Genomic DNA, 25263 nt, shown 5'->3' on the forward strand with positions numbered 1-25263 from the left:
GAACGCCATCATGGGGATTTTCCGGTCCTTCCCGGGAGGAATCGCATCCCGGATCGCCGTACTGACCGCGCTCTTCGCGGCGCTCGGCCTTCCGGCCCCCGTCCCGGCCGCGGCCGCGGCGGGCCAGAGCCTCGTCAACCAGAGTTCCGGGCTGACGGCGGACGTGACGGCCGGGGGAAAGGCCGACGGCCAGGCGGTCGTGCTGTGGCCGCACAACAGTGCGGCGGCCAACCAGCAGTTCGACTTCGTGGACGCGGGCGGGGGACGGGGCTACAAGATCGTGGCGCGGCATTCGGGGAAGTGCCTGGACGTCGCGGGCTGGTCCAAGAACGACGGGGCCCAGGTCTACCAGTGGGCCTGCCACGGCGGCGCGAACCAGCTCTGGAAGTTCGTGGACATAGGCGACCCGAAGTCGTGCCCGCGCTCCGGCCCTTGCTCCGAGAACGCCGTCGGATATCTGGTCGTCTCCCAGCACAGCGGGAAGTGCCTGGACACGGGGAACGGCGACTTCCCCAGTCCGCCCCGCCAGGGCGCCGGTCTCCAGCAATGGGCCTGCGCACAGAACACCGGCGACCCCTGGTGGGTCAACCAGGCATGGCGGATCGACGACGAGCCCGCCCCCCTCCCGGTGATGCCCGCCGACGCGAAACAGCTCGTCGACCAGGTCGTCAAGGCCCGGCGTGACGAAGGCCGGTGCCCCGATCCGGGCGTGCGGATCGATCCCCGGCTCAGCGAGGTCGCGCGCAAGCACGGCGAGGACCTGGCCGCCCACTACGCCCAGCTCATCGACGGCTATCCCAAGGGCGATCCCCGACGCGGGCACATCGGCTCGGACGGCACCCTGCCGGCCGCCCGGATCAGCGCGGCCGGCTTCAGCCCCGCGCGCCACCCCGAGAACTGGAGCTACGGCACCCGTCAGACGTTCGCCGAGGCGATGGACAACTGGCTGCACCACGACGAGGCGTCCCAGTGGGGCCACCGCGACGCCCTTCTCGACTGCACCTACCGGGTCCTCGGCGTCGGCAGGGCCGACGGCCACCAGTCCCGCGTCTACTGGACCCAGGACTTCGCCGGCTAGACCCGCGGCCCTACACCCAGGTGTCCAGCCACATCCGCGACCGCCAGGAGTCGATCGGGATGGCCTGGCCCGTGTACAGGGGCCAGAAGTAGATGAAGTCTGTGCGAAACGACCCTATAGGGCCCCGACCAGGGGGTTTGCCGCTGGGCGGGGCCGAATCAGGCGGCTTGGGCCGCCTCTGGGCCGTGATCTTGCGGACGGGCCGCCAGAAAGAGGCTGTCGACGGCCTTGCGGGTGCGCCCCTCGCTGCTCGGCATGAGGTGCGTGTACGTCCGCAGCGTGAATCCCGGATCGCTGTGACCCAGGTACTGGCTCAGGGCCCGGATGTTCTCGCCGGCGTCCAGCAGGACGGACGCGTAGAAGTGCCTGAGCGCGTGCATGCCGTGCTCGGGGGCCGATGCGTAGCGCTCTCCTGCTTCCCGTGCCGGGATGATTCCGGCGGCGGCCAGAGCGGGTTTCCAGTGGTGGTCGTTGAAGTTGCTCACGCGGACGTGATTGCTTTCCGGCCCGCTGAAGAGGAGCCGCTTTGTGACGGGCGGGCCGTCGGGCGTGCGCCACGGGAGGGTCACGGTTGTGGGCTCGCATGTCTTTGAGTGGTCCCGGAGCGCGGTTACGACGGCCTGGGGGAGCGGCACGTCCCGGACCTTGCCGCCCTTGGGCAGAGCAAAGACGTAGTTGCCGCGGATTCGCTTGAGCTGGTGGCCGACGGTTAGCCACCCGCCCTCGTAGTCGAGTTCGTCGACGGCCAGGCCGAAGATCTCGCCCTGGCGTAGTCCGCAACCCACGCCCACGTCCACGGCCGTCTGATAGCGCCGGGGGAGGGCAGCACGTACGCCAAAGACCTGTGCTGCCGTCCAGGGGACGACTCGCGGCTTGCCCGGCTTGGGGAGCTGTACGGTGCGGGCACGGCACGGGTTCTTGCTGAGTAGCCCGTCATCGACCGCGGCGCTTAGCGCGGCCGACACGGTGCCGACGATGATGCGGCGGTGCGACTCCGCCGGCACGGTCGCTTCCAGGGCGGCGATCCAGGCCCGGATGTGCTCCGGCTTGAACGAGCCGAGCGGGCGCGAGCCGATGTGGGGATAGGCATGCAGCCTGAGCCGACGTTCCGCAGCCTCACGGCTGTTGATTTCGCCCGTGTGCGTCGTCACCCAACGCTCGGCGTACTGCTGAAAGGTGGTGCGGCTCGACTTCGGGTCGATGTAGTGGCCACGCGACATGTCCGCCTCGATCTGGGCGAGCCACTGCTCAGCGAGCCGCTTCTGACGGTCGGGGAAGCTCTTGGACTTCTCGGTGCCGTCGGGGCCGATGTAGCGAGCCCGGTAGCGCATGCCGGTGCCATAGCGGTCAGTCTTGACCCTCACGGACTTCCCGTTGGCGTCGGTCTCTGTCTTGTACCAGCGGTCTTGGATGTGGCCTGCCATGAAGGCGCGGTCCCTTCTGAACATGAGGCGGGGAGGGCCGGGCGGGCCCTCCCCGGGGTGGCGTGAAGCTGGGTGCTGGCCGTTTCAGGCGGCGTCGCGGTCGATGTCCTTGCGGTTGGTGACGTAGGCGCGTACGTCGGCGGGGTCGTAGCGGAGGTGCTTGCCGACGCGGAAACCGAGCGGTCCGGTGCGCTTCCTGCGCCACTGGTAGACGGTCTCCAGGGGCACGCCGAACATCTCGGCGATGTCGTCGGGGGTGAGGTACCGGTCCGGGAGACCGCCTCGGAGAGTGGCGCGGGGGTCGGGATCTGTCGGCTTTGCCATAGGGACTCCAAGCGGGGAGGGCAGGGCCGCGTGTGTCCGAGGTGCGGATTTCTGCGTCACCCGCGTCATCTGCGGCATTCGCGCTTCTGATCTGCGGTTTCGTGGTGACGCAGGGTCGGGAGGGTGCGTCACCGGTGACGCAGACCTTCGTCACCGGATGACGCGGGTGACGCGGGGTGACACAGAGATCGGCCGTCTGCGTCACCGCTTTTTCAGCAGGTCACAGTCCGTTTGGGGGGTGTGGGTGACGCAGGTGACGCAGCGTCTCTCTACTTCGGACAAGAGAGGGGTTGGTGTCTGTTGTGTTGCCGGCTCAGAGAGTGAAGAACGGGCGGCTTCGCCGCGCGCCCATTGCAGGGCGGCGTCGCCGCCGAACAGCAAGAGGAGCACGCCGGGGCGGGTGCTCCTCTTGCTTGTGCGACAGGGTGCGGTGCCGCGCGGTCAGAAAGCCGCTTCCTGCTCGTGCGGGAGCGGTGGGGCGGCCGGCCGCGCGATCTCGATGTAGCGGGACGTCTTGGTGCGACCCCAGTCGATGAGGACGCCCCGGGCGGCGAGGGTGGGCTGAAGGCGTTTCAGGCGGTCTGAGAGCACCTTGCCGGTGGTCGGCCACCCTTTGGGCACGGGACGGAAGTCCTCGCCCGCGTAAAGGCCCGTGAGGCAGTGCAGCCATTCGGCCGACGTCATCCGCTGCTCGGTGCCCGGGTCGATGCCGGCGGCGTGTTTGAGCACGGTCTGTGCCAGCAGGTCACCTTCGATGACGTCGTCGTTCAGGTCGTCCAGGCTGGCCCGGTAGGCGCCCAGCGCGCCGAGTCCGGTGGCCGCGTCGAGCTGCGCGCACAGGTGCGCGAAGTCGGCCATGCGCAGGTCGGTGGGGATGTCCGCCTCGGCCGCGCGGACTTTGACCGTGAGATCAAGCAAGGACCCGAGAATGACCGGCAGCGCCTCGGCATACTCCGCCCACAGTTCCGCTTCCGTGCGCCGGACCTTGGGCCGCTCCAGCCGCAGGGGCAGGAGCCGTTCCGCGAGGTCGGGCCGGATGACGCCCACGTCAATGCCGGTCAGGAGAAGGGGACGGCGATAGCGGGCACGGAACACGTCCCCGTCGGTGAACAGGGCACGCTTGACGTTCTCGGCCCCGGTGACGATGCAGCACATCGCGTCCGACAGGTCCTGGGTCATGTGGGAGAGGTTGTCCAGGGCGGTCACCCATCCGGCGGCCACCGCCGCGATCAGGTTCTCTTCGTCCTTCGGGGCGCGGCGCAGGTCCCCGCTCATGCCCTCGATGACCCGCACGAGCATCCGTCCGCCGGTGGACTTGCCCGCGCCCTGCGGGCCGGTGAGGAACGGAGCGGGAACAGGTACGGACGGACCAAGGCAGCCGATGAGCCAGGCGATGGCCAGGCACTCGGTCTCGGCGCCTGCGAAGTTGCACAGCCTGAGCAGCAGGTCGATGCCCTTGCCATTGGTGTCCTTGGCCGGCAGGGGCAGTTCCCCGGTGAGCTGGGTGCGCCGCCAGCACACCTCACGCGGATCGGGAACAGCGATGTCCCAGCCGGTGGAGTGGATACGGACGGACTGCCCGTCGCTGCGCCCGAGGTCCAGCCACGTCGCCCCGTCGAACCCAGGGGCGACGCGGATGTGCACGGGCTGTACGTCCTCGGTCAGCGCGAGCGCCTCGATCAAGTCCAACGCCTCCTTGAGGGCGGTGCCGTTGAAGACGCCCAGTCCGTCGCGGTAGAGACCGACCATGAGTTCCTGGCGGTGGCTGCCGGTGGTGCCCTGGGAGCGGATCGGGCGGGCCACGGGGTGGCCGTTCTTCTGCGCGTACACGGTCCCGTCGGCGGTGCGGAAGTACCGGAAGTGCGCCTGCGCGTAATCGGTGATGATCTCCCGGGCAGGGTTCTTCTCGTCGTCCGCCATGATCACAGTCCCAACGCGATGCGGGCGTTGGTCCACGCGTCCGTGCAGTGCCGCTGAGACTCGCCCTTGGTCTGCGCGGCGGCGAACAGCCGCGCGACGTGGGCGTCGGTGAGGCAGCCACACCGGCCGTGCATGGACAGCACGGCGAGGAACGTCCGATACACGGTCGCGTGGACCGCGCTGCGCGCGCCGGTGATGCGGGCCACCGCCATGGCGATGCCACGTTCCAGGAAGGCGGGCGTGCGGTGCGGGCACTCCCCGGGCCCTGCGGGCACGGTGACGGTGTGCGGCGCCGGCGGGACCGGGGAGGGCGCCTTGACGGCCATGGCGCGGACCGAGTCCGGCAGGTCGGCCATACGGCCGCTGCCGAGACCGAGGTAGCGGGCGTACGCCATGGACGACTTGATGTCGACGCCGGGCCGGACCGCGTTGCGGGAGGTCATGGCGCCCCGGTAGATCCAGTGCTCACCGCGCGTCGTCGGCACGATCCGTGTGGCCGGCAGGGTGGTACGGGCCCATGCGATGGCGTCCGCGTCGTCCAGGTCCACCACGGTCAGCCCGGCGCCGCCGGGGTGGTAGGCGACGGCGACGGCCCGCCGCCATGCGGCTGCCCATGCCGGGGAGGTGAGGACGGCCGGATCGGTGGTGGCTGCGGCCCATCCGTGGCACGGGGCCGGGCAGCGGCAGGGGCCCGGCACCTTCATGTTGGGCCGGTCCCCGCAACCGCTGCTCTTGCAGGCGAGGCAGTTACCGAACGGCACCTTGCCCCGACGCAAGGGCAGCACCGGCACGCCAGCAGCGGCCAGCGTCAGTGCGGTCCGCAGAGCTCCGGGCAGCGTGCCGATATCGCTGGCCTCTCGCCGCTTCAGGGTCGGTTGCGTCATGCTGGAAAACCTCCACTGTTCAGTTGGATGGGTGGAACGAGGGCGGCCCCGCGACTTTGGCGAGACGAGGGGGGCCGCCCTCGGCGTAGCTAGAAGGGCGGTTCGTCGCTGTAGCTGCTGGGCGCCCACGGGTCACGGCCGGTGTCGCGGCGACGCAGCCACCGGGGCCGGCCCGGGAAGGGCAGCAGGACCCGGCGGCGGTTCTCGTCCCAGCAGGTGCAGGGCTCCCAGTCGGTGCCCGCGTACTCCCCGGTCTCCGGGTCGCCGTAGTCGCTGGCGGTGCCGCCCTCCCCGTCGCATTTCCGGCAGTTGAGGCGGAGGGCGTCGGTGAGGATCAGGGCCCGATGGGGCCAGGTGGTGAGCTGGATGCGCAGTCGCATGGTGCTGGTCTCCTGTCTAGTGCTGGTGGGTGGTCTTGGCCCACACGCCGCGGGTGGTGGTGTGGACGTTGCGCTGGTCCTGGTAGACGGGGCCGGTGTAGTGGTGGTGGACGTCCGGCGCGGGCTTGGCGCGCTTGGCGAGCCGGGCGAGGGCGAGGACGAGGGCGGTGGGGGCGCCGAAGACGAGTCCGCACACGACCGGGTCGGCGAACTGGGATGCGTACATGAGCACGGCGGCCGTGCCGCCGACCATGGCGGTGGTGGCGCCGCCGGCGAGCATGAGGACGCTGGCGTCGGTGGCGCCCTGGCTCATCGGGGGCCGTCCGGGCTGGACGACGGGCGGGGTGGGACCGTAGGCGGGCACGGGGGCGGTGTCGCGGTAGGCGGTGGGCCGATAGGCGTCTGTGATGAGCCGGTGAGCTTCGGCGGCGGCTTCCGCGTCGGTCATCGGGTGGGAGTGGGCGGAGTCGGGACGGTGCATTGGGGCTGTCCTCCCGGGTGAGCCGCGGCCCCCGGACGCCGGTGTGACGTGGGGGCCGCGGGCGGGTGTGACGGGGGTGTGACGGGCTGCTGTGACGGCGCGTCACGCCCGCTCCCGCCTAGGGGTTTGGGTGTGACGGGCCCGTCACGTGTGACGAGTGTCAGGCGGCGGCGAGGGCGGGGACGATGCGCCAGCGGCCGGTGGCATTCGTCGGCTCCAGCCGGCCGTCCAGCGCGGCTTCCTTGAGGCGCTTGGACACCCAGGAGCGGCCGAGATTGTTGCGGTCACACCAGTCCATGAAGTCCTTGGGGCCCACGACCATCTGCCCGGCCCGCTCGAACTCCTCCAGCGCGAGCGCGAACAGTTCCCGGGCCTCCTTGGGGGACGGCTTGCGGCCGGTCTCCTGTCCGAAGATCGGGGCGTCGTCACCTTCCTCGTCACCGGGTAGCTCGGCTTCGGGGTCGATGCCGGCGTCCTGTGGGTCGACCAGTAGCCCGTACCCCTGCCCCTGCTCGTCGCTCATGTCGTGGTCTCCCTGTACGGCGGTCAGCCGCGGACCGTCCGCGGCGGGGGCGGGGGCGGGGGTGGTGCGGCCGGTGTAGGCGCGGCCGGCGACCGCGGTCACCGCCGCCCTCGTGACCGGGTCGGCACTCGCGCCCTCCCGTAGGGCCCACGCTGCGAGCTGTTCCATGAGGGGGACGGCGCGGGCGGGGAAGGCGAAGGTGCGGCCCGGGGAGGGGTAGCGGTCCTCGGGGATACCGGGGGAGACGAGGTAGCAGTAGCCGGGGCGCCGGTTGCCCCACGCTCCGGGGTGGGCGCCGGCGTCGATGACCGCCTCGGGCAGCGAGAAACCCTCGTCGCGGGGGTCGCAGCCGAGCGCGATCACGGACGGCAGAGAGGCCCGGGTACTGGTGGACATCTGGTCGTAGGAGGGGCGCTGCAGGGACACGATCAGGGCGACGCCGGCGGAGCGGGCTTCCTGCGCGATCCCGGTGAACGCGTCGTCGCCGAGGTTGCGCAGGGTGTTCGCCGCTTCCTCGAACCAGGCCACCAGGAACGGCATACCGGCACACCCGCATGCTCGCCCTGCCTGGCAGGAGTGGGCAGGGTCGGTCTGGGTCTGGGCGGCGGCGGGGACCCACTGCCGGTAGCCGTGGGCGCCGAGCCAGCGGGTGCGGGCGGGGATGACGGCTTTGACCGCCTCGACCATGACTTCCGTGTCCGCCCCGCCCTCGGCGGACCAGTCCATGCCGGGCCGCAAGGGCGCGAAGTCCTGAAACGCTTTCGGGTCGGACACCCACAGCAGCACGTCCCGGCGGGACAGGATCTCCGTCTGGAGGTTCAGTGCGGTCTCGCCCTTGCCGGACCCGGTGCCGCCCGCGATCAGGACGTGGGTGCTGTTCCGCTTGGCTTCCGGGTCGCCAGGCAGCCACAGGAGCATCGGGGAGCCGTCGTCATAGCGACCGATGACCAGGGGTTCCGCGATGGACCCCCCGAGGTTCGACGGGCCCTCCCACTCCACCGACTGGGCGAGCATGTCTTCGGGGACGATGACCAGTTCCCCGCGCCGGCTGGAGTCCGGCGCGGGGTGGTAGCGGACGGCGGAGACAGGCAGGTCCAGCGCGGACGCGATCCGGGCCAAGGCCTTGGAGACGTCGTCGTTGGTCTGCTCGCCCGGCTCCAGCGCCAACGGCGCCGTGACCCGGTTCGGCTCCACCTTCGCCTGCCCGATCTGCGCACGTGCCAGACCGACCTTCTCCAACAGTCCCTTATCGCCGCCGCCCTGAGGGTCGCTGTCGTTACGGCGCAGGACCATCCGCACGTTCCAGGAGAGCGCGACGACGGGCCCGCCCATCAGGAACAGGTCGTCCAGCGGGCCGGTGGTGGGGCCGGCGAGGCAGGCCGCGGTCACCCACGCCGACCCCGCCGCCACGGTGATGGCCGAGTGCAACCGGCGCTGCTGGCTGGTCGACTTCCCCGCCCACCACGTCACCCCGGTCAGGGCAACGGAGGCGAGGGTGAGACCGACGCCGGCCGCGGCGCTGTCGCCCCACCGCCAGTTGCCGAGCACGCCGGCCACGCCGGTGGCGCCGACGGCGAGCCACGGCGGAAGGTGGGGCTTAGCCCGGTGCAGCAGGTACGCCCGGATCGTGCCGCCGCCCGTACCCGGGTCGGTGGTGGGGATGGTGAGCGGGTAGGTACGGCCGTCCTGGTCAGTCCACTTACGTGCCATGGTCGTACCTCCTTACTGCTGAGCCCAGTTCATGACCGGCTGCTGCGGTCGGCGGGCACGGTGACGGACGCGGTTGATCTCCTCTTCGAACTCCTGCTGGAAGGCCGCGTAGGTGGCGGCGGCGTTCTTCGCCGCGTCCCGCAGCGCGTCCGCGGAGCGCTGCATCTTGCGGGCCACCTTCTGCGCCCGGATCCGCGAGCCGAACGCCCGCCCCTCCGGGTCCGGCACGGCCGCCAGGACACCCTTCATGATCTCGGCGCCCATGGCCACCTCGATGGACAACGTCACCGCGGCGGCCCGGAGGGCGTTGCAGTACTGCCGCACCTGGGCCGGTGAGGTGAACTCAGGTGCGGGCAGCAGCGCTTCGGCATGCGGGCGACTCCCGCCGCTGCCACTACCGCCGCGGTGGTTGTTGGTGGTCCGGTTGATGGTGACGTTCACCGGGGGCGCGAACGAGCTGCCCATCGCGCCGACGAAGCCGCCGGCCGCGGCCCCGACGTTGGCGAACTTGTTCGACTTCGTTCCGTTGGCGTTGCTGCCGCCGCGGCTGTTGCTGTTGGTGGAAGCCATCGGTCGACTCCTTCGCGGGTCAGTGGGTGCGGCGGACGATGAGCCAGACGGTCTGCGCGGTGCCCCAGATCAGCAGCCACAGCCAGCCGAGCGGGCCGGTGAGCGGCCCGAAGCCGGTCGCGGCGGCGAGCCAGCCGCCCGCCAGGGTCGCGAGCAGGGCCAGGCCGATGCGCCAGGCCAGGACCGTTCCGGTTCCGGGGCGGCGGCGCTGCATGAGCGGCACCCACACGGCCGGGCCGGCGGCGAGGGCGGCGAGGACCAGGCCGGCCCACGGCGCCATGGCGTGCAGCACGCCGGCCGCGGCGAGGGCGAACACGGCCAGGCCGGTCGGGGCGAGGGCGCCGCGGTGGCGCCACAGCATGCGGCCCACCCATCCGGCGGCCTCCCAGGTCAGGGAGGGCCGCTCGGGGACGACGATGACGAACGGCTGAGCGGCGCGGCGCCCGCGCTGGCGGGGGATGTGGACGGTGTGGACGCCCGCGGCCTTGATGCCGCGGGCACGGGTACGGCTGGACACAGCGAATCTCCTCGCGGGAGGTGGTCAGGTTGGGGTGTGCTGTGTTGCTCAGGCCGCGGCGGCCTGGTCGCCCGGGTAGGCGCACGGGGTGCACATGCCGAGCGCGGCCGGGATGACGTATCCGGCGTCCCGGTGGCACTCGGGGCAGGTACGACGGGCGGCGTTCGCCCGCTCCAGCGCGGCCCACTTCGCCGGGGTCATCGGGCGCACTGGCCGGGCCTGATCGATGCGGTACAGGTAGGCGACCAGTGGCGGACGCCCCTTGCGGCGTGGGCGTTCGATCTGCGCGACCACGTCCTGCCCGCCCGGTCGGAGTCCGGCCGCGCGCAGTTGCCGCAGCGTCGCCAGCCCGTCCGGGGCCAGGCGCCACGGGTAGGCGGGGAGGGCGCCCATCAGCGGCTCGCGATCGCCAGAGCGGCCCCGCCCGTGCCGGGGTCGCGGTGTTCGGCGTAGCGGGTGGAGACCCACCCGACCGACCAGCCGCACAACTCCGCCGCCTGCCGTACGGACAGCCCCGCGCTAAAGGCGGCGGCCACAAGGGCACGCGCTTCGCCCTCTGGGAGCTTGCCCGCAGCCGGCCCGCGCTCCAGCAGCGCGGCGCGTTCACGCTCGGCCCGCTCCTCACGCTCGCGCTGTTCACGGCGTTCACGCTCGGCCCGCTCCGCGGCCTGACGCTCGCGCCGTTCCGCGGCCTCCCGCTCGGCGCGTTCACGTTCCCGCTCACGCTGTTCACGCTCGCGTTCACGACGTTCACGTTCCTCGCGCTCCGCCGCCTCGCGAGCGGCCCGCCGCTCCTGCTCCTCACGCCAACGCCGCTCTTCCCGCTCCGCAGCCTCACGGGCCAGGCGGGCTTCGTGTTCACGCTGTTCACGCGCCAGCATCGCGGCGTGCTCGCGCTCCTCGCGGGCTTGCCTACGGGCTTGCTCGGCGCGTTCGCGCTCCGTCTGCTCCCGCCGTTCCTGCTCGGCTTTCTGCTCGGCTTCCAGGACGGCTACAGCGCGGGCGATGGCCCGCCGGTACGCCAGGCTGGTCTCTGCCGTGACGATCAGCAGCAGCGGGGCCACCGAGTGGACGGCCACGCCGACCAGGTCTTTCTTCAACGCGGAGTCGGCGGTGTTGAGCGCCAGCGTCATCAGGCCGGTCATCCACCGCAGGGTGACGGGCCAGCGGCCACCGTGCCCGCCCAGGCGGGCCAGAACGTCATCGAGCATGACCACGATGACGACCGCGGCATCCACCACGAGTGGCAGGATCGGCGCCGTCCACGCCCACTCATCCGCCGTGTGCTCCGCCATCAGCGGCGTCACGGTGAGGATCGAGTAGAGCATCGCCCCGCACACGATCAGCCACGTTCCGGACGACAGCGCGCGCTCGGCTGAACGGGTCTGAACGCTGTTCACGCAGCCTCGCCTGCGGTAGCGCGGTTGGCCAGCGCCGCCCGCTCGCTCAGCACTCGGTGCAGGGCCTTGCGGAGGCGCCGCTTGTCCAGCTCGTTCGGCGTGCGGTCCATCAGCGAGATGCGCACGTCCAGCAGCTCCACCTCGGCCAGGATCAGCGGCGTCTCGGCCGCGATGGCGTCCAGCTCCGCGGCCGTCGGCTCACGGTCGTACTCATCGGCGGTAACAGCACCCTGAACAGCAACGATGTGCCTCATGGGTCGTGTGTCCTCTCACGGGTGAAACGGCCCGAACAGCGCCCCCGGAGTTGCCTCTCCGGGGGCGCACGCCGTTGAAGTCGGTAGATCCGGCTCCCCTCGACGCTGCTCGTACGAGACGAGCAGCGGAGGCAACCGGCCGCAGCACAGGTCAGCCGCACTGCGGAGAAGTTGAGGTCGCGCCGTACCGCGCGCAGGGGCAGAACCTGCACGCGCCCGCCCGCTTGCTCGCGGAGGTGGGGCGGGATCCCCTCGGCACGCTGTTGAGTTCTCAAGGCACAGGCGCTCACTTCGTACTCACCCCGCGGGGCTTTCCTCCGGACAGATCCCTAGGGTTCCCTAGGGTTCCCTGCGGTGTCAAGCAGTAAGCTAGGGAACCGCAGGGAACCGCTGATGAGGGAGCTGACGACATGGCCGGTCAGGCCGACAATCGGGCGCCGTACGCGAAGATTGCCGCCCACTACACGGAGCTGATCGAGTCCGGCCAGCTACCGCCGGGATCACTCCTGCCGAGCATCAAGAACCTCTCGGAAGAGTGGGGGGTGAGCACCGCCACCGCTGAGAAGGCACTGCGCAAGCTGCGGAATGAGGGCCTGGTCAGGGGCATTCATGGCATCGGGACGGAAGTTCTGGATCCCCCCGCTCCCATGTCCTCGGGATCTCAGCGTCAGGACCGGGGCCGCCGTACCGGCTCAAGTTGGGGCTCCGGGGAAAGGTCCGACTCACACGAGGCCGCTGTAGTGCCTGCCCCTCCGGACGTGGCGCAGGCGCTAGGCATCGAGCAGCATTCCGACGTGATCTGCCGGCGCAGGGTGTACAGGGACCGACACGGCATCGTCGCGCACAGCACGTCGTGGATTCCGGCTCAGTACGGGAAGCTCATCCCGCAGTTGGCGGTGAGCGAGCGACTGACAGGGGGTACATCGCTCCAGCTCATCGCCGAAGCGACGGGCCTACCGATCACACATCGGATCGACACCGCCTCAGCGCGCCTGCTGACTGCAGATGATGCGCGGCTCTTGGAGCTGGACCCCGAGAATCCGCCGACGGAACCCGTGGTCGTGATGACGGCCAAGTTCATTGACAGCGAGGGCAACGTCGTGGAGTTCGGCGTGGACCTCGGAGGCCCCGGTCGTACCTGGCGAACGGAATCTGAGGTGTCCCAGTGACAGCCATCGACGACACGCTTCTGAGCGTGCTCGAAGACCGCATGGGCACTCTCCTCACTGCTCGCCGTACTGGACGACTCACCCCCGAAGCCGAAGCAGAGATCTCCGTGATCTCCCAGAGCCTGACGAAGCCGATGCCCACACGCCCTCCGTTCTGCGTCCTCATGGCCGGCCTCCCCGGCTCCGGCAAGACCACTCTTTCGCGAGCGCTCACCGATCGCGGCTTCGTACGCCTGTGCCCGGATGAAGAGATGTACCGGCGTCACGGTGTGTACGGGGTGGACTTCCCGCGGGGTACTTTCCCCATCCTTGAGCGTCCGGTCCTGGAGGATGTGGCAGTCGAACTGCGGGAGCTACTTCAGGCAGGGCACGACGTTGTAGTTGACCATGGCTTCTGGACGCCGGACGACCGCGCCCGCTGGCGAGCCATCGCTAGCGACGCCGGTGCAACCCCGGTGCTCGTGTATCTCGAAGCGAGCCACGATGAACTCTGGTCAAGGATCAGCAAGCGCAACGCGGCCCACGCACACGATCCCAACTCGATCTATTTCTCTGAAAGCGACCTACAGCGGTATCGCACACGCTTCGTACCTCCAAAGCCTGACGAACCGCATCTCACGTATGACGGCGATCCTGCGGCCGTGATTGCTGCTTTGGAGTCCGCCGAACACTGACTCTGGCCGTCTCGAACAGGAGACCACTCGGATTGCTCTGCAAGGTCAGAAAGACCTCCCCCATCCGAGCTTGCGTAACGCAATAATGACGGCTACACCCGGCATAGGAACGAATTGATACGGAATCAGGGCTCGTCGTGGTAGCCCTGACTTGAGGGTAGGGGTGGGTCTGATGTCAGATGTCAAACAACTGCTGGTTGCGGCATTCGGGGAAGAGTTCGTACGGTACGTCCTCAATATCCCGGAGCCAGAGAGCCTGGACAACCTCGCAGAACTTACCCCCACGGGTGTTTTGAACACCCTATCCTCTCTGGCCTTGCAATCAGTTCATACGGGCTTCATTGATATCAACCTCATTGCCTCAGGCCAACTGAGTGCCTTCATGCCCGAAGAGGGTATGTCCGTCGTTCACTTCCTGCGCAAGCTTTGCGGTGGAAGCGTACCGGCAGACGTAGCGGACGCAGACGACGAGGTGCTTTTCGCACTCCGCTCTATAGCGCTGGACATCTGGCCTGTGCTTCTGATGCCACCACCAAAGATCCAGCGAGGGGCTGGGTTCTTCATGGCCAGCCCTGCTGGCTTGATTCAGCATCCCAAAGCAACAGAAGCGGCTGAAATTTTCATGCACGATCGGTCGCTAAGTAAACTTTTCCCTCCTGCCGCTGGCAGCGAGCAAGGAGCACCCCAGCCATTGATGGAGTCTGCGGAATGGATTGTGAATGCCGGTTCCAGCGGCACACGGCAACTAGTTGGTGTTCTTTCCGGGCTCATCTATGACGCCAGACTACGCGTGGCCCTAAACGGACACCAACTCACTTTCGAGCGCCTTTCGGAGTGCTTGAAAGACTCCCTGGAGGCTCTCCGTTTGTTGGCAGACGGGAAGGATGTAAAGATCCCAGCCGTCATCGGATTTAGCGGCCTTAGCCTGGAGGACGGACAGTCCATCCATTTTACAGATGGCGTTCTCCGCGGGGTACGTCCTGCCGAGCGAGGGATTCTCCTTAATAACAGCGGCGCAACAGGAGCTGTTTACGAGACGCACTACGCGGTGCGAATCCTTCACGTATACAAGAGCAACCCCGGGAGCGACGATTGGGCTAAGCCGTTCATGAAGTACAGGGCGCGAATTGAAGAGTCCGTCAGGTCCTTCGAATACAGTCTTGACAAAGTGAGGCTGGCGCTCCTCCTTTGCTCCGATGAGGGGACGCTACTCGCACCTAAGGAAGAGACTCGACTCATCATCGACCCGGCAAATATGGGAGGCGCAAGTTATTGGAGTGCTAGCGAGCATACACCCGCCAACAATCAGCTTCCCGCAGACAAGCACGGTGAAGTTATTGCCATGTATGACGTGATCAGGAAAAAGCATCCGGAATCGCTGAACATCGCCATGAAACGGCTTCTCTCTGCGGCCTCCTCCCGTTGGAATTCCAACGATGCACTGATCGACGCCCTGATTGCCTGGGAGAACATGTTCGGCACTCGGACTGAAACCACGTTCAGGGTGACGGCATCTCTCGCTAAAATTCTTGAAGAAACCACAGAAAAGCGCCTAGAGCTACAGAAGGAACTCAACAAACTCTACGCCGTGAGAAGTTCGATGGTGCACGGCGCCAAAGAGCCTGACCCCGACACCGCTGCGAAAAACAGAGAGAGAGTAATCCGCGTCGCCATCGATGGGCTCAAGGCTCTATACAACGAGCGGCCGGAACTACTCTCCATGCCACCTGAAGACCGCAGCAAGACCGTGTTGCTTGACGGATAACGCACGGGTCGTGCGACTCCCTTCAGGAGCGGCACCGAACCGCAATCGCCAGACAGCAAGCTGCTGGCGTACGCCAATCCGTGCCTCGGCTGACGGCACTAGCTGACGGCAACACCGGGACACGTTGCCGTACCCGGAGGACCGACCGCGCACCCGGCAGAGCAGGCTGAGCGCGCCAAACATCCGCTTGCCACATTGCCCGGATGAACTCCTAAAGCGGGTGTCGCAGGTTCGAATCCTGCTGGGGGCACAAGGGAAAAAGCCCCAGACCGATCATGGTCCGAGGCTTTCACGACGCGGGGTGCGACTGCGGCCGCCGTGAGAACGCGCCGCCTCGGCGGCGCGGCCTGCCTCCTGTCTTGGCCCCTGCCGACCGCGTCCAGCGGCGTGCTGTGTGTATGCGGGCGAAGGAAGAAAACCCTCTCTGGCTGAGGCCGGTCGGCTCCACGGCTTAGACAGCTACTTTGGGGCGAGCCTCAAAGATCAGGCCCCCTGCCCGACGCGCGGAAGCTTTTGGGGCCATAGGTCGACGGCAGGCGGGAGGGAAGCTGACGTGAGTGGTGTGTTCAGGCCCCACCCACCAGCACTTTTCGAGCCGGCGGATCCGACAGGTATGCGTTCAAATGAGCAGAGTCTTGAAAATGGATAGGTAGAGACTCATATTTGCCAAGCATTGTGTTGCAGCTCGTACAAAGAAGCCCGCGAACACATCTCCCACAGGAATGCCCTTCTTCGGGGCAACATGAATGCAAATGATCTATAGCGAGGCGTTTGCCATTCTCATTCAGGGTAGCATCCCTTTCACAAACGGCACAAGCCCCACCCTGGAAGGCGAGAATTCGTGCGTATTGCTCCGCCGTCACATTGAATCTCCTTTTTACGTTGTAAGCCCAATTGCATTCAGCACATTCCCGCTTAAGTCCGTCTGCCGATCTCGGGAAAGGGTAGAACGCGGAAACGTCTTTCACCTCCTCGCAGCTCACGCAACGCTTACTTACTCCATCTGAGCGATATTGGCCGTAATCTCGGATTGGGCGCAGATATCCAATGCGATTCGTGCCGCGGAGTTGCCCGTAATGACCGCTACACCATTCCCTCGCTTGGCGCGGCTTGATGCATCGCCACTCGCCGAAGCCCTCGCCGGCAGAAGAGTGTCCGCTGTGTGCCGCGCACACAGGATTATCGTAAGTTTCTCGGGCCGGCATGAACGACTTACCTGAATTCGCCTGCTGGTAGTGTGCTCCGCAAAGCTCCTTCGATATGTACCTGACTGGACGACTGCATCGCCAGCCATCCCCGCTTGCAATGCAAGTGATGCTAGTGTCGCCGGCGCGACTCACTTCCCCCCCCTTATGGATTCACGCGACGCCGCGAATTCTCAAGGTGTGCGCGCGTCGAACAGTCTTCATGTCGTACTGTAAACCGTCCATCCGACACTCCCGCCGCCTACACTTGGCCATTCCGGTAAGGAGGACCTGTCTCAGACGAGGCCCGCCGCTACGGCGGACGGCGATCCAGCCCAGCCGTCGTCCGTGCACCACACTGCTGCAATTCCATGGTGTTCAAGGAGCCGGGTGTACACGTCGCCCACAGGTTCAGAGAACAGAGCCATCTTGTGCGGCTGAGCGTCCTCCGGGTACAGGCAGAAGGCATAGGTGGCGAGCTGCCCTAAGGCCTCACGTACAGCTCCCGTGGCATTGCCACGTCGGATGAACTTGGCTTCGGCAAGCCAGTGGATCCCATGCCTGATGATGACAAGGTCTCGGGGATGCACGTTGGTGCCCACCTCGACACCCTGTTCCTCAAGGAACGTGCCGTACTGCTGCACGAGGGTTTCGTGGCTGCGGCTCTTGCGTAGCCGTCGTGCCGAAACTACCTGCACATACTCCTCGTCGCTCTTAGGCGCGAAGTGCAGCAGAAGCTCCCGGGACTGTGTGGGAGGCTGCTCGACGACCGTCACGATAGTGTCACGGGTGGTTTGACGTACTTCCTCACGGACCGCCAGTGCATCTTGATAGAGAGCGATCATGCGACTCAAGTCGGCACGCAACGTCTGCTCGTCAGGCAATGCGGCGATCTCGTACGTGATAGCCAGGAGATTGCCGGCCTCGTAGGAGCGCGGCAGCCCCGGCTGACCACCGAGGTCGATCGTGGCATCCAGTCCAGCCCTGGCTTCGGTCGGGAGAGCTTCCCTGATGGCTTCGGCTTGGGCAGCTAGCTTTTGCCGGGCTTCGCGGGCGCCCAGAGCTTTGGTGATCTCAGTGACGCCCTGGTTGAGGCTGAGCGCGAAGGTCTTCCTGTCTTCGGCTAGGAGGTAGACGAGGTACATGCCGCGTGTGGCGGTTGTCGTCTCATCGGGATCGAAGAAGGACACCCAGGGACAGACCGCGGCGTTGCCTCGTCCGGGGCTTCCCTCGACGAGGTAGCCGGCTGGCACCAAGTGCCCGATCTTGTCCGGTGCCGCCCGGAGTAGACGCGCAGCATCGCTGCTTGTGCTCGCGTCGGCGCCCACCCCGAAGGTGGTACCGACCTGGTAGAGGAAGTCACCGAGCTCCATAGTGCGGATGCTACGTGTGGGCACTGACAACAGCCCATTACCCGTTCCGCCTAGTGGAGTTGATGAGTCTGCGCTATGTGGAGGGGCCGCTGCAACGTCAAGCCCGCCGCATCGTCCGGCGTGCATAACGGGCACGTTACCGGCACGCTGGGCATGCGGGCGTCCAAGACTGCTGCTGTGTACTGGCCGTTCAGTGGGGCCGCATGCCTTAGTTCCGCCAGAGGCCCAGGTCACCTCCGCCGAGCCGTGCGGTCTGTAAATCCGCCGTGGCCCCCTAGCGGGGCCGCCTCTGGGCCGTCCGAGGGCGGCCAGCAGCGACCGCCAACGACAAACAACGACCACGAGGGTGCGGCCGATGGCCGCACCCTCGTGGCGTGTCTGCCCAGCTACACCCAGGTGTCCAGCCACATCCGCGACCGCCAGCTGTCGATGGGGATCGCCTGGCCCGTGTACAGGGGCCAGAAGTAGATGAAGTTCCAGGCGATCAGCAGGACCAGGACGCCCGCCGCCGTGGCGCCGACCACGCGGCGGGTGTCGGTGGAGCCCGGCGGGCCGATGATCGCGCCGATCATCATCGCCAGCGCCAGACACAGGAACGGCAGGAAGACGACCGCGTAGAACAGGAAGATCGTCCGCTCCTGGTACATGAACCACGGCAGATAGCCGGCCGCGATCCCGCACGCGATGGCACCGGCCCGCCAGTCGCGGCGGAACGCCCACCGCCACAGCACGTACCCCAGCGCGAAGCAGGCCGCCCACCACAGCAGCGGCGTGCCGATCGCCAGCACCTCACGAGCGCACTTCTGGCCCGCGTCCGCCGGGCAGCCGTCGGCGCCGGGGGCGGGTGACTCGTAGAAGTACGACACCGGGCGGCCCAGCACCAGCCAGCTCCACGGGTTGGACTGGTACGTGTGCGGCTGGTCGAGGTGGACGTGGAAGTTGTACACCTCGTGCTCGTAGTGCCACAGGCTGCGCAGCCAGTCCGGCAGGAAAGACCAGAAGCCGCCCTTGCCGTCGGTGGCCGCCCAGTTGCGGTAGTAGCCGCCCGTGCCGTCGGTCGGGGAGAGGATCCAGCCGGTCCACGAGGCCACGTAGACCACCAGCGCCACCGGGACCGTCGCCACGAAGGCCATCCCGGTGTCGTACTTCAGCGCCGCGGCGTACGGGCGGTACGCCCCGGCCACCTTGCGGGTGCCGACGTCCCACAGGACCGTCATCACACAGAACGCGGCCAGGATGTACAGGCCGTTCCACTTCGTGCCCACGGCGAGACCCAGCATCAGCCCGGCCGCCCAGCGCCACGGGCGCCACCCGAAGCGGAAGGCGTCCGCGACCGCCCCGTCCGGCCGCACCCGGCCGTCAGGATCCACCGGCAGGGCCGCGGCCAGCCTCTCCCGCGCCCGGTCCCGGTCGACCACCAGGCAGCCGAACGCGGCCACCACGAAGAACATCAGCACGCCGTCGAGCAGCGAGGTCCGGCTCATCACGAAGTGCAGGCCGTCCACCGCCATCAGCGCGCCCGCGAGGCAGCCCAGGAACGTCGAGCGGAAGATCCGGCGCCCGATCCGGCACAGCAGCAGCACGCTCACCGTGCCCAGCAGCGCCGTCATGAACCGCCAGCCGAACGGGTCGAACCCGAACACCAGCTCGCCGAGCCCGATCACGTACTTGCCGACCGGCGGATGCACCACGTACGCGGGGTCCGTCGGGATCGCCAGATGGCCGTGCTGCTGGAGGACCAGGTCGTTGGCGCCCTTGCCGTACTTGTCCCAGCTGACCTCGAAACCGCGGTGGACGAGCGCCCAGGCGTCCTTGGCGTAGTACGTCTCGTCGAATATCACCGCGCGCGGGCTGCCCAGGTTCCAGAACCGGATCAGGCCCGCCATCAGCGTCACCAGCAGCGGCCCGCCCCAGCCCGACCAGCGCGTGATCCGCTCGGCGAGCACCGGCGGCACCCCGAGCGCCCGCCACAGCCGGGGGCTCGGCTCGGCGTACGGCGGCACCAGCCGGCCGCGGACGTCGCCGCCGGGCGCGTCGGCGGCCGGCTGGTACCCGAATCGGCGCAGCCGCTGCTGCCACGACGGCCGCTGGTCGTGCGGTGGCCGGCCCTGCCGGAGGTCCATGGAGGACGCGGTACTGGTCACCGCGCCATCGTAGGGAACCGTTCTGTGCGAGTCCCGTGCATGTGAGGTACCGGTCGGGACACGGTCGGTTTCGTCCCCGCCGGCGGCCGCCCGGAGCCCGCCCCGGATCTCCTGGGAGGATGGGGGGGTGACTGGAACCCTTGTCCTGGCAGGTACCCCCATCGGCGACACCGCGGACGCGCCGCCCCGGCTGGCCGAGGAGCTGGCCGGCGCCGACGTGGTCGCCGCCGAGGACACCCGGCGGCTGCGCCGGCTCACACAGGCGCTGGGCGTCACGCCCAAGGGCCGTGTCGTCTCGTACTTCGAGGGCAACGAGAGCGCCCGCACGCCGGAGCTGGTCGAGGAACTGCTCGGCGGCGCGCGCGTGCTGCTGGTGACCGACGCGGGCATGCCCTCCGTCTCCGACCCCGGCTACCGGCTGGTCGCCGCCGCCGTGGCCCAGGACATCCGGGTCACCGCCGTGCCCGGCCCGTCCGCCGTGCTCACCGCGCTCGCCCTGTCCGGGCTGCCCGTCGACCGGTTCTGCTTCGAGGGCTTCCTGCCGCGCAAGGCCGGCGAACGGCTGTCCCGGCTGCGCGAGGTCGCGGCCGAGCGCCGCACGCTGGTCTACTTCGAGGCCCCGCACCGGCTCGACGACACCCTCGCCGCGATGGCCGAGGTCTTCGGCGCCGACCGGCGGGCCGCCGTCTGCCGCGAGCTGACCAAGACGTACGAGGAGGTACGCCGCGGTCCGCTGGCCGAGCTGGCGCGATGGGCGGCCGAGGGGGTGCGCGGGGAGATCACCGTGGTGGTCGAGGGGGCGCCCGAGGCCGGGCCCGAGGAGCTGGACGCGGAGGAGCTGGTCCGCCGGGTGCGGGTGCGGGAGGAGGCCGGCGAGCGCCGCAAGGAGGCCATCGCGGCCGTGGCGGCGGACGCGGGGCTGCCGAAGCGGGTGGTGTTCGACGCGGTGGTCGAGGCGAAGAAGGCCGGCGGCTGAGCGGACGGACAGTCAGGCGATGCGCTCCGGGCAAGCCGCGCTGGCCTGCGGAAACGTACCGCTGAGCGGGGCGCTTCTCGGCTGAGCGCGCGCCCCATGGGTGGGTAAAAGGCTGACGACGAAGGCAAAGCCCACGGCCCCCACCCGGGGTGTTTTGGCAAGCAAAGTCCAAATCGCCTCCAACACTCGACAGGCCGGCTGCATTCAGGCCAGGCGGAGGCGTCCACTGGTCGAAGGGACGCACCCCGTCCCGCGCCCAGGGATGCGGGGAAGTCCCGCCCCGGGGCGCCTGTCCAGCGGACAACAGGAGCTGGCATGAGTGACATAGCAGGGCAGACCGGCCTCCGCGGTACGGCCACAGCCGTCGTTCACGAGTCGTATTCGTTCGCCTGCATGCGCTGCGGGCACGGCTGGGAGCAGTCGTACGAGATAGAGCACCACACGAACGCCGCGGGGGAGCAATTCGTGCTCTACGTGGCCGACGGCCGGATCGTGCCGTCGCCGCTGAGCCGGCCGAACTGCCACAACTGTGACGGTCACGTCGTGCGGATCATGCGCGCGGGCCAGGTGTCCTCGGTGCGCAGCGCGGCCGAGCGGGACCACCACCGGGTGCCGATGGCCGGCCCGGTCGAGGCGCCCCAGGTGCCCGCGGCGGACGGGGGGTCGCGGCCGGCCGCGCCGGCCAGGGCGCCGCACCACTGGCACCTCTCCGATCTGCTGCACCCTTTCCAGCGCAAGGCGGGCTGACCGGACCGCGGGTCCGCGAGGGCATGCCCCTTTCGTAGGATCGGGGGCATGCCTTCGAACGCCGGCCAGAGCTCTGCGCGCGACGACAAGAACGCGGCACCGCCGCTCCCGGCACCCCTCGGGGTGCCCGTCGCCGACTCCCACACCCACCTCGACATGCAGTCCGGCACGGTCGAGGAGGGCCTGGCGAAGGCCGCTTCGGTGGGCGTCACGACCGTCGTCCAGGTCGGCTGCGACATCAAGGGTTCGCGGTGGGCCGCCGAGACCGCGGCCGCCCACGAGAACGTCCACGCCACCGTGGCCCTCCACCCCAACGAGGCCCCGCGCATCGTCCACGGCGACCCCGACGGCTGGTCCCGGCAGGGTGCCCGCGCGGCGGGCGGCGACGCGGCCCTGGACGCGGCCCTCGCCGAGATCGACCGGCTGGCCGGGCTGGAGCAGGTGAAGGGCGTCGGCGAGACCGGCCTCGACCACTTCCGCACCGGCCCCGAGGGCAAGGCCGCCCAGGAGCGGTCCTTCCGCGCCCACATCGAGATCGCCAAGCGGCACGGCAAGGCGCTCGTCATCCACGACCGCGACGCCCACGCCGACGTCCTGCGCGTCCTGAAGGAGGAGGGCGCCCCCGAGCGCACCGTCTTCCACTGCTACTCCGGCGACGCCGAGATGGCCGGGATCTGCGCCCGTGAGGGCTACTTCATGTCCTTCGCCGGCAACGTCACCTTCAAGAACGCCCAGAACCTGCGGGACGCCCTTGCCGTCGCCCCCCTGGAACTCGTCCTCGTGGAGACCGACGCGCCCTTCCTGACGCCGGTGCCGTACCGCGGACGGCCCAACGCCCCGTATCTCATTCCGGTCACGGTCCGCGCCATGGCCGCCGTGCGCGGCATCGACGAGGACGCGCTGGCGACAGCCCTGGGCGCGAACACGGCCCGCGCCTTTGGTTACTGAGAGTGCATCAATCATAACCGGCCGATAACGCTCGGCGGCACTCGGCCCAAGTCCGGCCGCGCCCCTGTGTAGTCGTGCCGCTTTGGAGAGTGACCACCCCTCCGCTAGGTTCTGGGGGCCCGATCCGGACCCCTCTGGCCCTCTGGAGCGTGTCGGCGTGAGCAACTCGCAGTACGAGACGTACGAGGCGTACGGCCCCTACAGTGCGCCACCCGGCGTGCCGGGCGGCCCGTGGCCCGGTGTGCACGACGCCGGGGCGGTGGGCTACGGGGTGTCGTCGTACGAGGGTGCGGTGCACCACGCGGCGGCGTACGACGTGGCGGCGTACGGCGCCGCGGGGTATGACGCGGCGGCCCGCGAGACGGCGTACCGCGAGACGGCGTACGACGACACGTACCGGCCCGCGTACGAGATGGGGGCGCATGCGCAGGTGCCGGCGCCGGCGCATGAGCGCGTGAACGAGCCGGAGCGGGCGCTGCCGCACCAGGGCGCGAGCGGGCCGGCGGACGAGCCGCGCGGCCATGGTGCGCCCGCCCCTGACGAGGCGGACGAGGCGGACGCGTTCCCCGATCCGCCCGCCGGGGTGAGCGGACGCGCCGCCCGCCGGCGCAGGGCGCGCTACACCGAGCGCCCGGAATCCGCCGTGCGCCGTCTGCTGCCGCAGGCGCTGGTCGTGGCCTTCCTGGCCGGCGGCACCAGCGCCTTCGTCGCCGAGGACAAGGCGATCGAGCTGAGCGTCGACGGCAGGCAGCGGGCCCTGCACACCTTCGCCGACGACGTGAGCGGCCTGCTCGCCGAGGAGGACGTGCACGTGGGAGCGCACGACATGATCGCGCCCGCCCCCGGCACGGCGCTCGCCAGCGGCGACGCGGTCGCGGTGCGGTACGGGCGCCCCGTCCGGCTCACCCTGGACGGCCGGCCGCGCCAGGTGTGGACGACGGCGCACACGGTGGAGGGCGCGCTGGACGAACTGGGAGTGCGCGCCGAGGGCGCCTATCTGTCGGCCTCGCGCTCCCAGCCCATCGGACGCACCGGGCTCGCCCTGGACGTGCGCACCGAGCGCGCGGTCACGGTCATGGCGGACGGCCGGACCCGCACCGTCCGCACCAACGCGGCGACCGTCCGCGAGGCGGTGGAGGAGTCCGGGATCACCCTGCGCGGCCAGGACACCACCTCCGTGCCGCCGGAGAGCTTCCCGCGCGACGGACAGACGGTGACCGTGCTGCGGGTGAGCGGCAGGCGCGAGGTCCGCGAGGAGCTGATCCCGTTCGACGTCGAGCGGACCGAGGACCCCACCCTCTTCAAGGGCACCGAGGTCATCGCCCAGCCCGGCCAGCCCGGACTGCGCAGGACCACCTTCTTCCTGCGCACCGTCAACGGGGTCGGGCAGAAGCCGCGCCGCGAGAAGACCGAGACGGTCCGCAAGCCGCGCAAGCAGGTGGTGAAGGTGGGCACCAAGCCCCGCCCCACCTCCGTGCGGGGCGCCGACCATCTGAACTGGCACGGGCTCGCCGCCTGCGAGTCCGGCGGCCGGGCGAACGCGACCGACTCCTCGGGCACCTACGGCGGGCTGTACCAGTTCGACACCCGCACCTGGCAGAGCCTCGGCGGCAGCGGGCGCCCCCAGGACGCCCCGGCGGAGGAGCAGACGTACCGCGCGAAGAAGCTGTACATGAAACGCGGCGCGAGCCCCTGGCCGCACTGCGGGGCGCGTCTGCACAGGTGAGCGCCGGCGCTCCGGCAACGGGGCGGCGCGCACCCGCGAGGTGCGCGCGGGGCGCCTCGGGGCGCGGGGTCGTCGCGGCCCGGGAACCCCGGCGGGCGGGCGTGGGCGGAGGGCGCGGTGTCGGCCCCGTACCCTTGTCCCGTGAGCAGCCCCACCCCCGACGCCCTCCTCGGACCCGCCGACATCCGTGAGCTGGCGGCAGCGCTCGGTGTCCGTCCGACCAAGCAGCGCGGCCAGAACTTCGTGATCGACGCCAACACGGTCCGCCGTATCGTGCGGACCGCCGAGGTGCGCCCCGACGACGTGGTCGTCGAGGTCGGCCCCGGGCTCGGCTCGCTCACCCTCGCACTGCTGGAGGTCGCCGACCGCGTCACCGCCGTCGAGATCGACGACGTCCTGGCCGCCGCGCTGCCCGCGACCGTCGCCGCCCGCATGCCGGAGCGCGCCGACCGGTTCGCGCTGGTGCACTCCGACGCGATGCACGTCGGCGAGCTGCCCGGCCCCGCGCCGACGGCGCTGGTGGCGAACCTGCCGTACAACGTCGCCGTACCGGTGCTGCTGCACATGCTCGAAACCTTCCCGAGCATCGAGCGGACGCTGGTGATGGTGCAGTCCGAGGTCGCCGACCGGCTGGCCGCCCCGCCCGGCTCGAAGGTGTACGGCGTGCCGTCCGTGAAGGCCAACTGGTACGCGGACGTGAAGCGGGCCGGGGCCATCGGCCGCAACGTCTTCTGGCCCGCGCCGAACGTCGACAGCGGGCTCGTCTCCCTGGTCCGGCGGGCCGAACCGATCAAGACCACCGCGTCGCGGCGCGAGGTGTTCCGGGTGGTCGACGCGGCCTTCGCCCAGCGCCGCAAGACCCTGCGGGCGGCGCTCGCCGGCTGGGCCGGGTCCGCGGCGGCGGCCGAGGCCGCCCTGGTCGCGGCCGGGGTCTCGCCGCAGGCCCGCGGGGAGTCGCTGACCGTCGAGGAGTTCGCCCGTATCGCCGAGCACCACGCCGGCGCCGGCGACGCCCCGCAGTAAGCCCCGGCGGGCCGGCCGGCGGCCGCGTCCCGCACCTCAGCCCGCACCGCCCGTACCGCAAGGAGCCCG

At 69.3% G+C, this 25263-nt stretch carries 24 protein-coding genes; 9 read left to right on the plus strand and 15 right to left on the minus strand.

The window, feature by feature from the left end; translation table 11 throughout:
• Positions 1 to 10: 10 nt before the first annotated feature.
• A complete protein-coding gene (locus tag ACF073_RS17020) occupies positions 11 to 1078 on the plus strand; it encodes an RICIN domain-containing protein (protein WP_392070643.1) in 1068 nt (355 codons plus the stop codon).
• 158 nt (positions 1079 to 1236) lie between these two features.
• Here ACF073_RS17020 and ACF073_RS17025 read toward each other — a convergent pair whose 3' ends face one another.
• The 12 genes from ACF073_RS17025 to ACF073_RS17080 form a co-directional block, all read right to left on the minus strand.
• A complete protein-coding gene (locus ACF073_RS17025) occupies positions 1237 to 2502 on the minus strand; it encodes a tyrosine-type recombinase/integrase (protein WP_392070645.1) in 1266 nt (421 codons plus the stop codon).
• An 84-nt stretch (positions 2503 to 2586) separates the two neighbouring features.
• Positions 2587 to 2826 (minus strand): helix-turn-helix domain-containing protein, encoded by a 240-nt coding sequence (locus ACF073_RS17030; protein ID WP_392070647.1) that lies wholly within the window; start codon positions 2824 to 2826, stop codon positions 2587 to 2589.
• A gap of 441 nt (positions 2827 to 3267) precedes the next feature.
• A complete protein-coding gene (locus tag ACF073_RS17035; RefSeq protein ID WP_392070649.1) occupies positions 3268 to 4746 on the minus strand; it encodes an ATP-binding protein in 1479 nt (492 codons plus the stop codon).
• Between the two features lie 2 nt (positions 4747 to 4748).
• Positions 4749 to 5630 (minus strand): bifunctional DNA primase/polymerase, encoded by an 882-nt coding sequence (locus tag ACF073_RS17040; RefSeq protein WP_392070650.1) that lies wholly within the window; start codon positions 5628 to 5630, stop codon positions 4749 to 4751.
• Between the two features lie 89 nt (positions 5631 to 5719).
• The gene (locus tag ACF073_RS17045; protein ID WP_392070652.1) at positions 5720 to 6010 is read right to left on the minus strand and encodes a hypothetical protein; all 291 of its coding nucleotides are present in this window, start codon (positions 6008 to 6010) and stop codon (positions 5720 to 5722) included.
• A 16-nt stretch (positions 6011 to 6026) separates the two neighbouring features.
• Complete coding sequence (locus ACF073_RS17050) at positions 6027 to 6491, minus strand: hypothetical protein (RefSeq protein ID WP_392070654.1); 465 nt, start codon at positions 6489 to 6491, stop codon at positions 6027 to 6029.
• Between the two features lie 160 nt (positions 6492 to 6651).
• Positions 6652 to 8724, minus strand: a complete 2073-nt coding sequence (gene traB, locus ACF073_RS17055) for a plasmid transfer protein TraB (RefSeq protein ID WP_392070656.1) — start codon at positions 8722 to 8724, stop codon at positions 6652 to 6654.
• A gap of 12 nt (positions 8725 to 8736) precedes the next feature.
• A complete protein-coding gene (gene traA / locus ACF073_RS17060) occupies positions 8737 to 9294 on the minus strand; it encodes a plasmid transfer protein TraA (RefSeq protein WP_392070658.1) in 558 nt (185 codons plus the stop codon).
• Positions 9295 to 9313: 19 nt separating this feature from the next.
• Positions 9314 to 9811, minus strand: a complete 498-nt coding sequence (locus ACF073_RS17065) for a hypothetical protein (protein ID WP_392070660.1) — start codon at positions 9809 to 9811, stop codon at positions 9314 to 9316.
• 48 nt (positions 9812 to 9859) lie between these two features.
• On the minus strand, positions 9860 to 10204 hold the full coding sequence (locus ACF073_RS17070; protein WP_392070661.1) for an RRQRL motif-containing zinc-binding protein: 345 nt from the start codon (positions 10202 to 10204) through the stop codon (positions 9860 to 9862).
• Positions 10204 to 11211, minus strand: a complete 1008-nt coding sequence (locus tag ACF073_RS17075; RefSeq protein ID WP_392070663.1) for a DUF2637 domain-containing protein — start codon at positions 11209 to 11211, stop codon at positions 10204 to 10206. Before ACF073_RS17075 ends, ACF073_RS17070 begins: the two co-directional genes overlap by 1 nt.
• Positions 11208 to 11465 (minus strand): DUF6284 family protein, encoded by a 258-nt coding sequence (locus ACF073_RS17080; protein WP_392070664.1) that lies wholly within the window; start codon positions 11463 to 11465, stop codon positions 11208 to 11210. Before ACF073_RS17080 ends, ACF073_RS17075 begins: the two co-directional genes overlap by 4 nt.
• Positions 11466 to 11875: 410 nt before the next feature.
• Here ACF073_RS17080 and ACF073_RS17085 point away from each other — a divergent pair, with 410 nt between their 5' ends.
• The 3 genes from ACF073_RS17085 (at position 11876) to ACF073_RS17095 (ending at position 15073) form a co-directional block, all read left to right on the plus strand.
• A complete protein-coding gene (locus tag ACF073_RS17085) occupies positions 11876 to 12634 on the plus strand; it encodes a GntR family transcriptional regulator (protein WP_392070666.1) in 759 nt (252 codons plus the stop codon).
• Positions 12631 to 13308 (plus strand): AAA family ATPase, encoded by a 678-nt coding sequence (locus ACF073_RS17090; RefSeq protein ID WP_392070668.1) that lies wholly within the window; start codon positions 12631 to 12633, stop codon positions 13306 to 13308. The genes ACF073_RS17085 and ACF073_RS17090 overlap by 4 nt, the downstream gene beginning before the upstream one ends.
• A gap of 172 nt (positions 13309 to 13480) precedes the next feature.
• On the plus strand, positions 13481 to 15073 hold the full coding sequence (locus ACF073_RS17095) for a hypothetical protein (RefSeq protein WP_392070670.1): 1593 nt from the start codon (positions 13481 to 13483) through the stop codon (positions 15071 to 15073).
• Between the two features lie 566 nt (positions 15074 to 15639).
• Here the strand turns inward: ACF073_RS17095 and ACF073_RS17100 are convergent.
• From ACF073_RS17100 to ACF073_RS17110, 3 genes are all read right to left on the minus strand, one after another.
• On the minus strand, positions 15640 to 16278 hold the full coding sequence (locus ACF073_RS17100) for an endonuclease domain-containing protein (RefSeq protein WP_392070672.1): 639 nt from the start codon (positions 16276 to 16278) through the stop codon (positions 15640 to 15642).
• Between the two features lie 275 nt (positions 16279 to 16553).
• Positions 16554 to 17630 carry an MrcB family domain-containing protein gene (locus tag ACF073_RS17105; RefSeq protein ID WP_392070674.1) on the minus strand — a complete coding sequence of 359 codons (1077 nt, stop codon included), beginning with the start codon at positions 17628 to 17630 and terminating at the stop codon, positions 16554 to 16556.
• A gap of 386 nt (positions 17631 to 18016) precedes the next feature.
• Positions 18017 to 19774 (minus strand): dolichyl-phosphate-mannose--protein mannosyltransferase, encoded by a 1758-nt coding sequence (locus tag ACF073_RS17110; protein WP_392070676.1) that lies wholly within the window; start codon positions 19772 to 19774, stop codon positions 18017 to 18019.
• Between the two features lie 127 nt (positions 19775 to 19901).
• Between ACF073_RS17110 and rsmI the strand changes: the two genes are divergently transcribed.
• The 5 genes from rsmI (at position 19902) to rsmA (ending at position 25194) form a co-directional block, all read left to right on the plus strand.
• Positions 19902 to 20750, plus strand: coding sequence for a 16S rRNA (cytidine(1402)-2'-O)-methyltransferase (rsmI, locus tag ACF073_RS17115; protein ID WP_392070678.1), 849 nt, complete (start codon positions 19902 to 19904; stop codon positions 20748 to 20750).
• Positions 20751 to 21065: 315 nt separating this feature from the next.
• Positions 21066 to 21497, plus strand: coding sequence for a hypothetical protein (locus ACF073_RS17120; RefSeq protein ID WP_392070680.1), 432 nt, complete (start codon positions 21066 to 21068; stop codon positions 21495 to 21497).
• 48 nt (positions 21498 to 21545) lie between these two features.
• Positions 21546 to 22445, plus strand: coding sequence for a TatD family hydrolase (locus tag ACF073_RS17125; protein ID WP_392070681.1), 900 nt, complete (start codon positions 21546 to 21548; stop codon positions 22443 to 22445).
• A 157-nt stretch (positions 22446 to 22602) separates the two neighbouring features.
• Complete coding sequence (locus ACF073_RS17130; RefSeq protein WP_392070683.1) at positions 22603 to 24171, plus strand: ubiquitin-like domain-containing protein; 1569 nt, start codon at positions 22603 to 22605, stop codon at positions 24169 to 24171.
• A gap of 141 nt (positions 24172 to 24312) precedes the next feature.
• Positions 24313 to 25194 carry a 16S rRNA (adenine(1518)-N(6)/adenine(1519)-N(6))-dimethyltransferase RsmA gene (rsmA, locus tag ACF073_RS17135; RefSeq protein ID WP_392070685.1) on the plus strand — a complete coding sequence of 294 codons (882 nt, stop codon included), beginning with the start codon at positions 24313 to 24315 and terminating at the stop codon, positions 25192 to 25194.
• Positions 25195 to 25263: the final 69 nt, after the last annotated feature.

Source organism: Streptomyces sp. NPDC015171, from assembly GCF_043079545.1.
Lineage (GTDB): Bacteria > Actinomycetota > Actinomycetes > Streptomycetales > Streptomycetaceae > Streptomyces.

What these genes read in the sequence shown, in the direction of transcription:
- ACF073_RS17020 (WP_392070643.1), top strand. Translation starts at nt 11, where the DNA reads ATGGGGATTTTCCGGTCCTTCCCGGGAGGAATCGCATCCCGGATCGCC.
- ACF073_RS17025 (WP_392070645.1), bottom strand. Translation starts at nt 2,502, where the DNA reads ATGGCAGGCCACATCCAAGACCGCTGGTACAAGACAGAGACCGACGCC.
- ACF073_RS17030 (WP_392070647.1), bottom strand. Translation starts at nt 2,826, where the DNA reads ATGGCAAAGCCGACAGATCCCGACCCCCGCGCCACTCTCCGAGGCGGT.
- ACF073_RS17035 (WP_392070649.1), bottom strand. Translation starts at nt 4,746, where the DNA reads ATGGCGGACGACGAGAAGAACCCTGCCCGGGAGATCATCACCGATTAC.
- ACF073_RS17040 (WP_392070650.1), bottom strand. Translation starts at nt 5,630, where the DNA reads ATGACGCAACCGACCCTGAAGCGGCGAGAGGCCAGCGATATCGGCACG.
- ACF073_RS17045 (WP_392070652.1), bottom strand. Translation starts at nt 6,010, where the DNA reads ATGCGACTGCGCATCCAGCTCACCACCTGGCCCCATCGGGCCCTGATC.
- ACF073_RS17050 (WP_392070654.1), bottom strand. Translation starts at nt 6,491, where the DNA reads ATGCACCGTCCCGACTCCGCCCACTCCCACCCGATGACCGACGCGGAA.
- traB (WP_392070656.1), bottom strand. Translation starts at nt 8,724, where the DNA reads ATGGCACGTAAGTGGACTGACCAGGACGGCCGTACCTACCCGCTCACC.
- traA (WP_392070658.1), bottom strand. Translation starts at nt 9,294, where the DNA reads ATGGCTTCCACCAACAGCAACAGCCGCGGCGGCAGCAACGCCAACGGA.
- ACF073_RS17070 (WP_392070661.1), bottom strand. Translation starts at nt 10,204, where the DNA reads ATGGGCGCCCTCCCCGCCTACCCGTGGCGCCTGGCCCCGGACGGGCTG.
- ACF073_RS17080 (WP_392070664.1), bottom strand. Translation starts at nt 11,465, where the DNA reads ATGAGGCACATCGTTGCTGTTCAGGGTGCTGTTACCGCCGATGAGTAC.
- ACF073_RS17085 (WP_392070666.1), top strand. Translation starts at nt 11,876, where the DNA reads ATGGCCGGTCAGGCCGACAATCGGGCGCCGTACGCGAAGATTGCCGCC.
- ACF073_RS17095 (WP_392070670.1), top strand. Translation starts at nt 13,481, where the DNA reads ATGTCAGATGTCAAACAACTGCTGGTTGCGGCATTCGGGGAAGAGTTC.
- ACF073_RS17100 (WP_392070672.1), bottom strand. Translation starts at nt 16,278, where the DNA reads ATGCCGGCCCGAGAAACTTACGATAATCCTGTGTGCGCGGCACACAGC.
- ACF073_RS17105 (WP_392070674.1), bottom strand. Translation starts at nt 17,630, where the DNA reads ATGGAGCTCGGTGACTTCCTCTACCAGGTCGGTACCACCTTCGGGGTG.
- ACF073_RS17120 (WP_392070680.1), top strand. Translation starts at nt 21,066, where the DNA reads ATGAGTGACATAGCAGGGCAGACCGGCCTCCGCGGTACGGCCACAGCC.
- ACF073_RS17125 (WP_392070681.1), top strand. Translation starts at nt 21,546, where the DNA reads ATGCCTTCGAACGCCGGCCAGAGCTCTGCGCGCGACGACAAGAACGCG.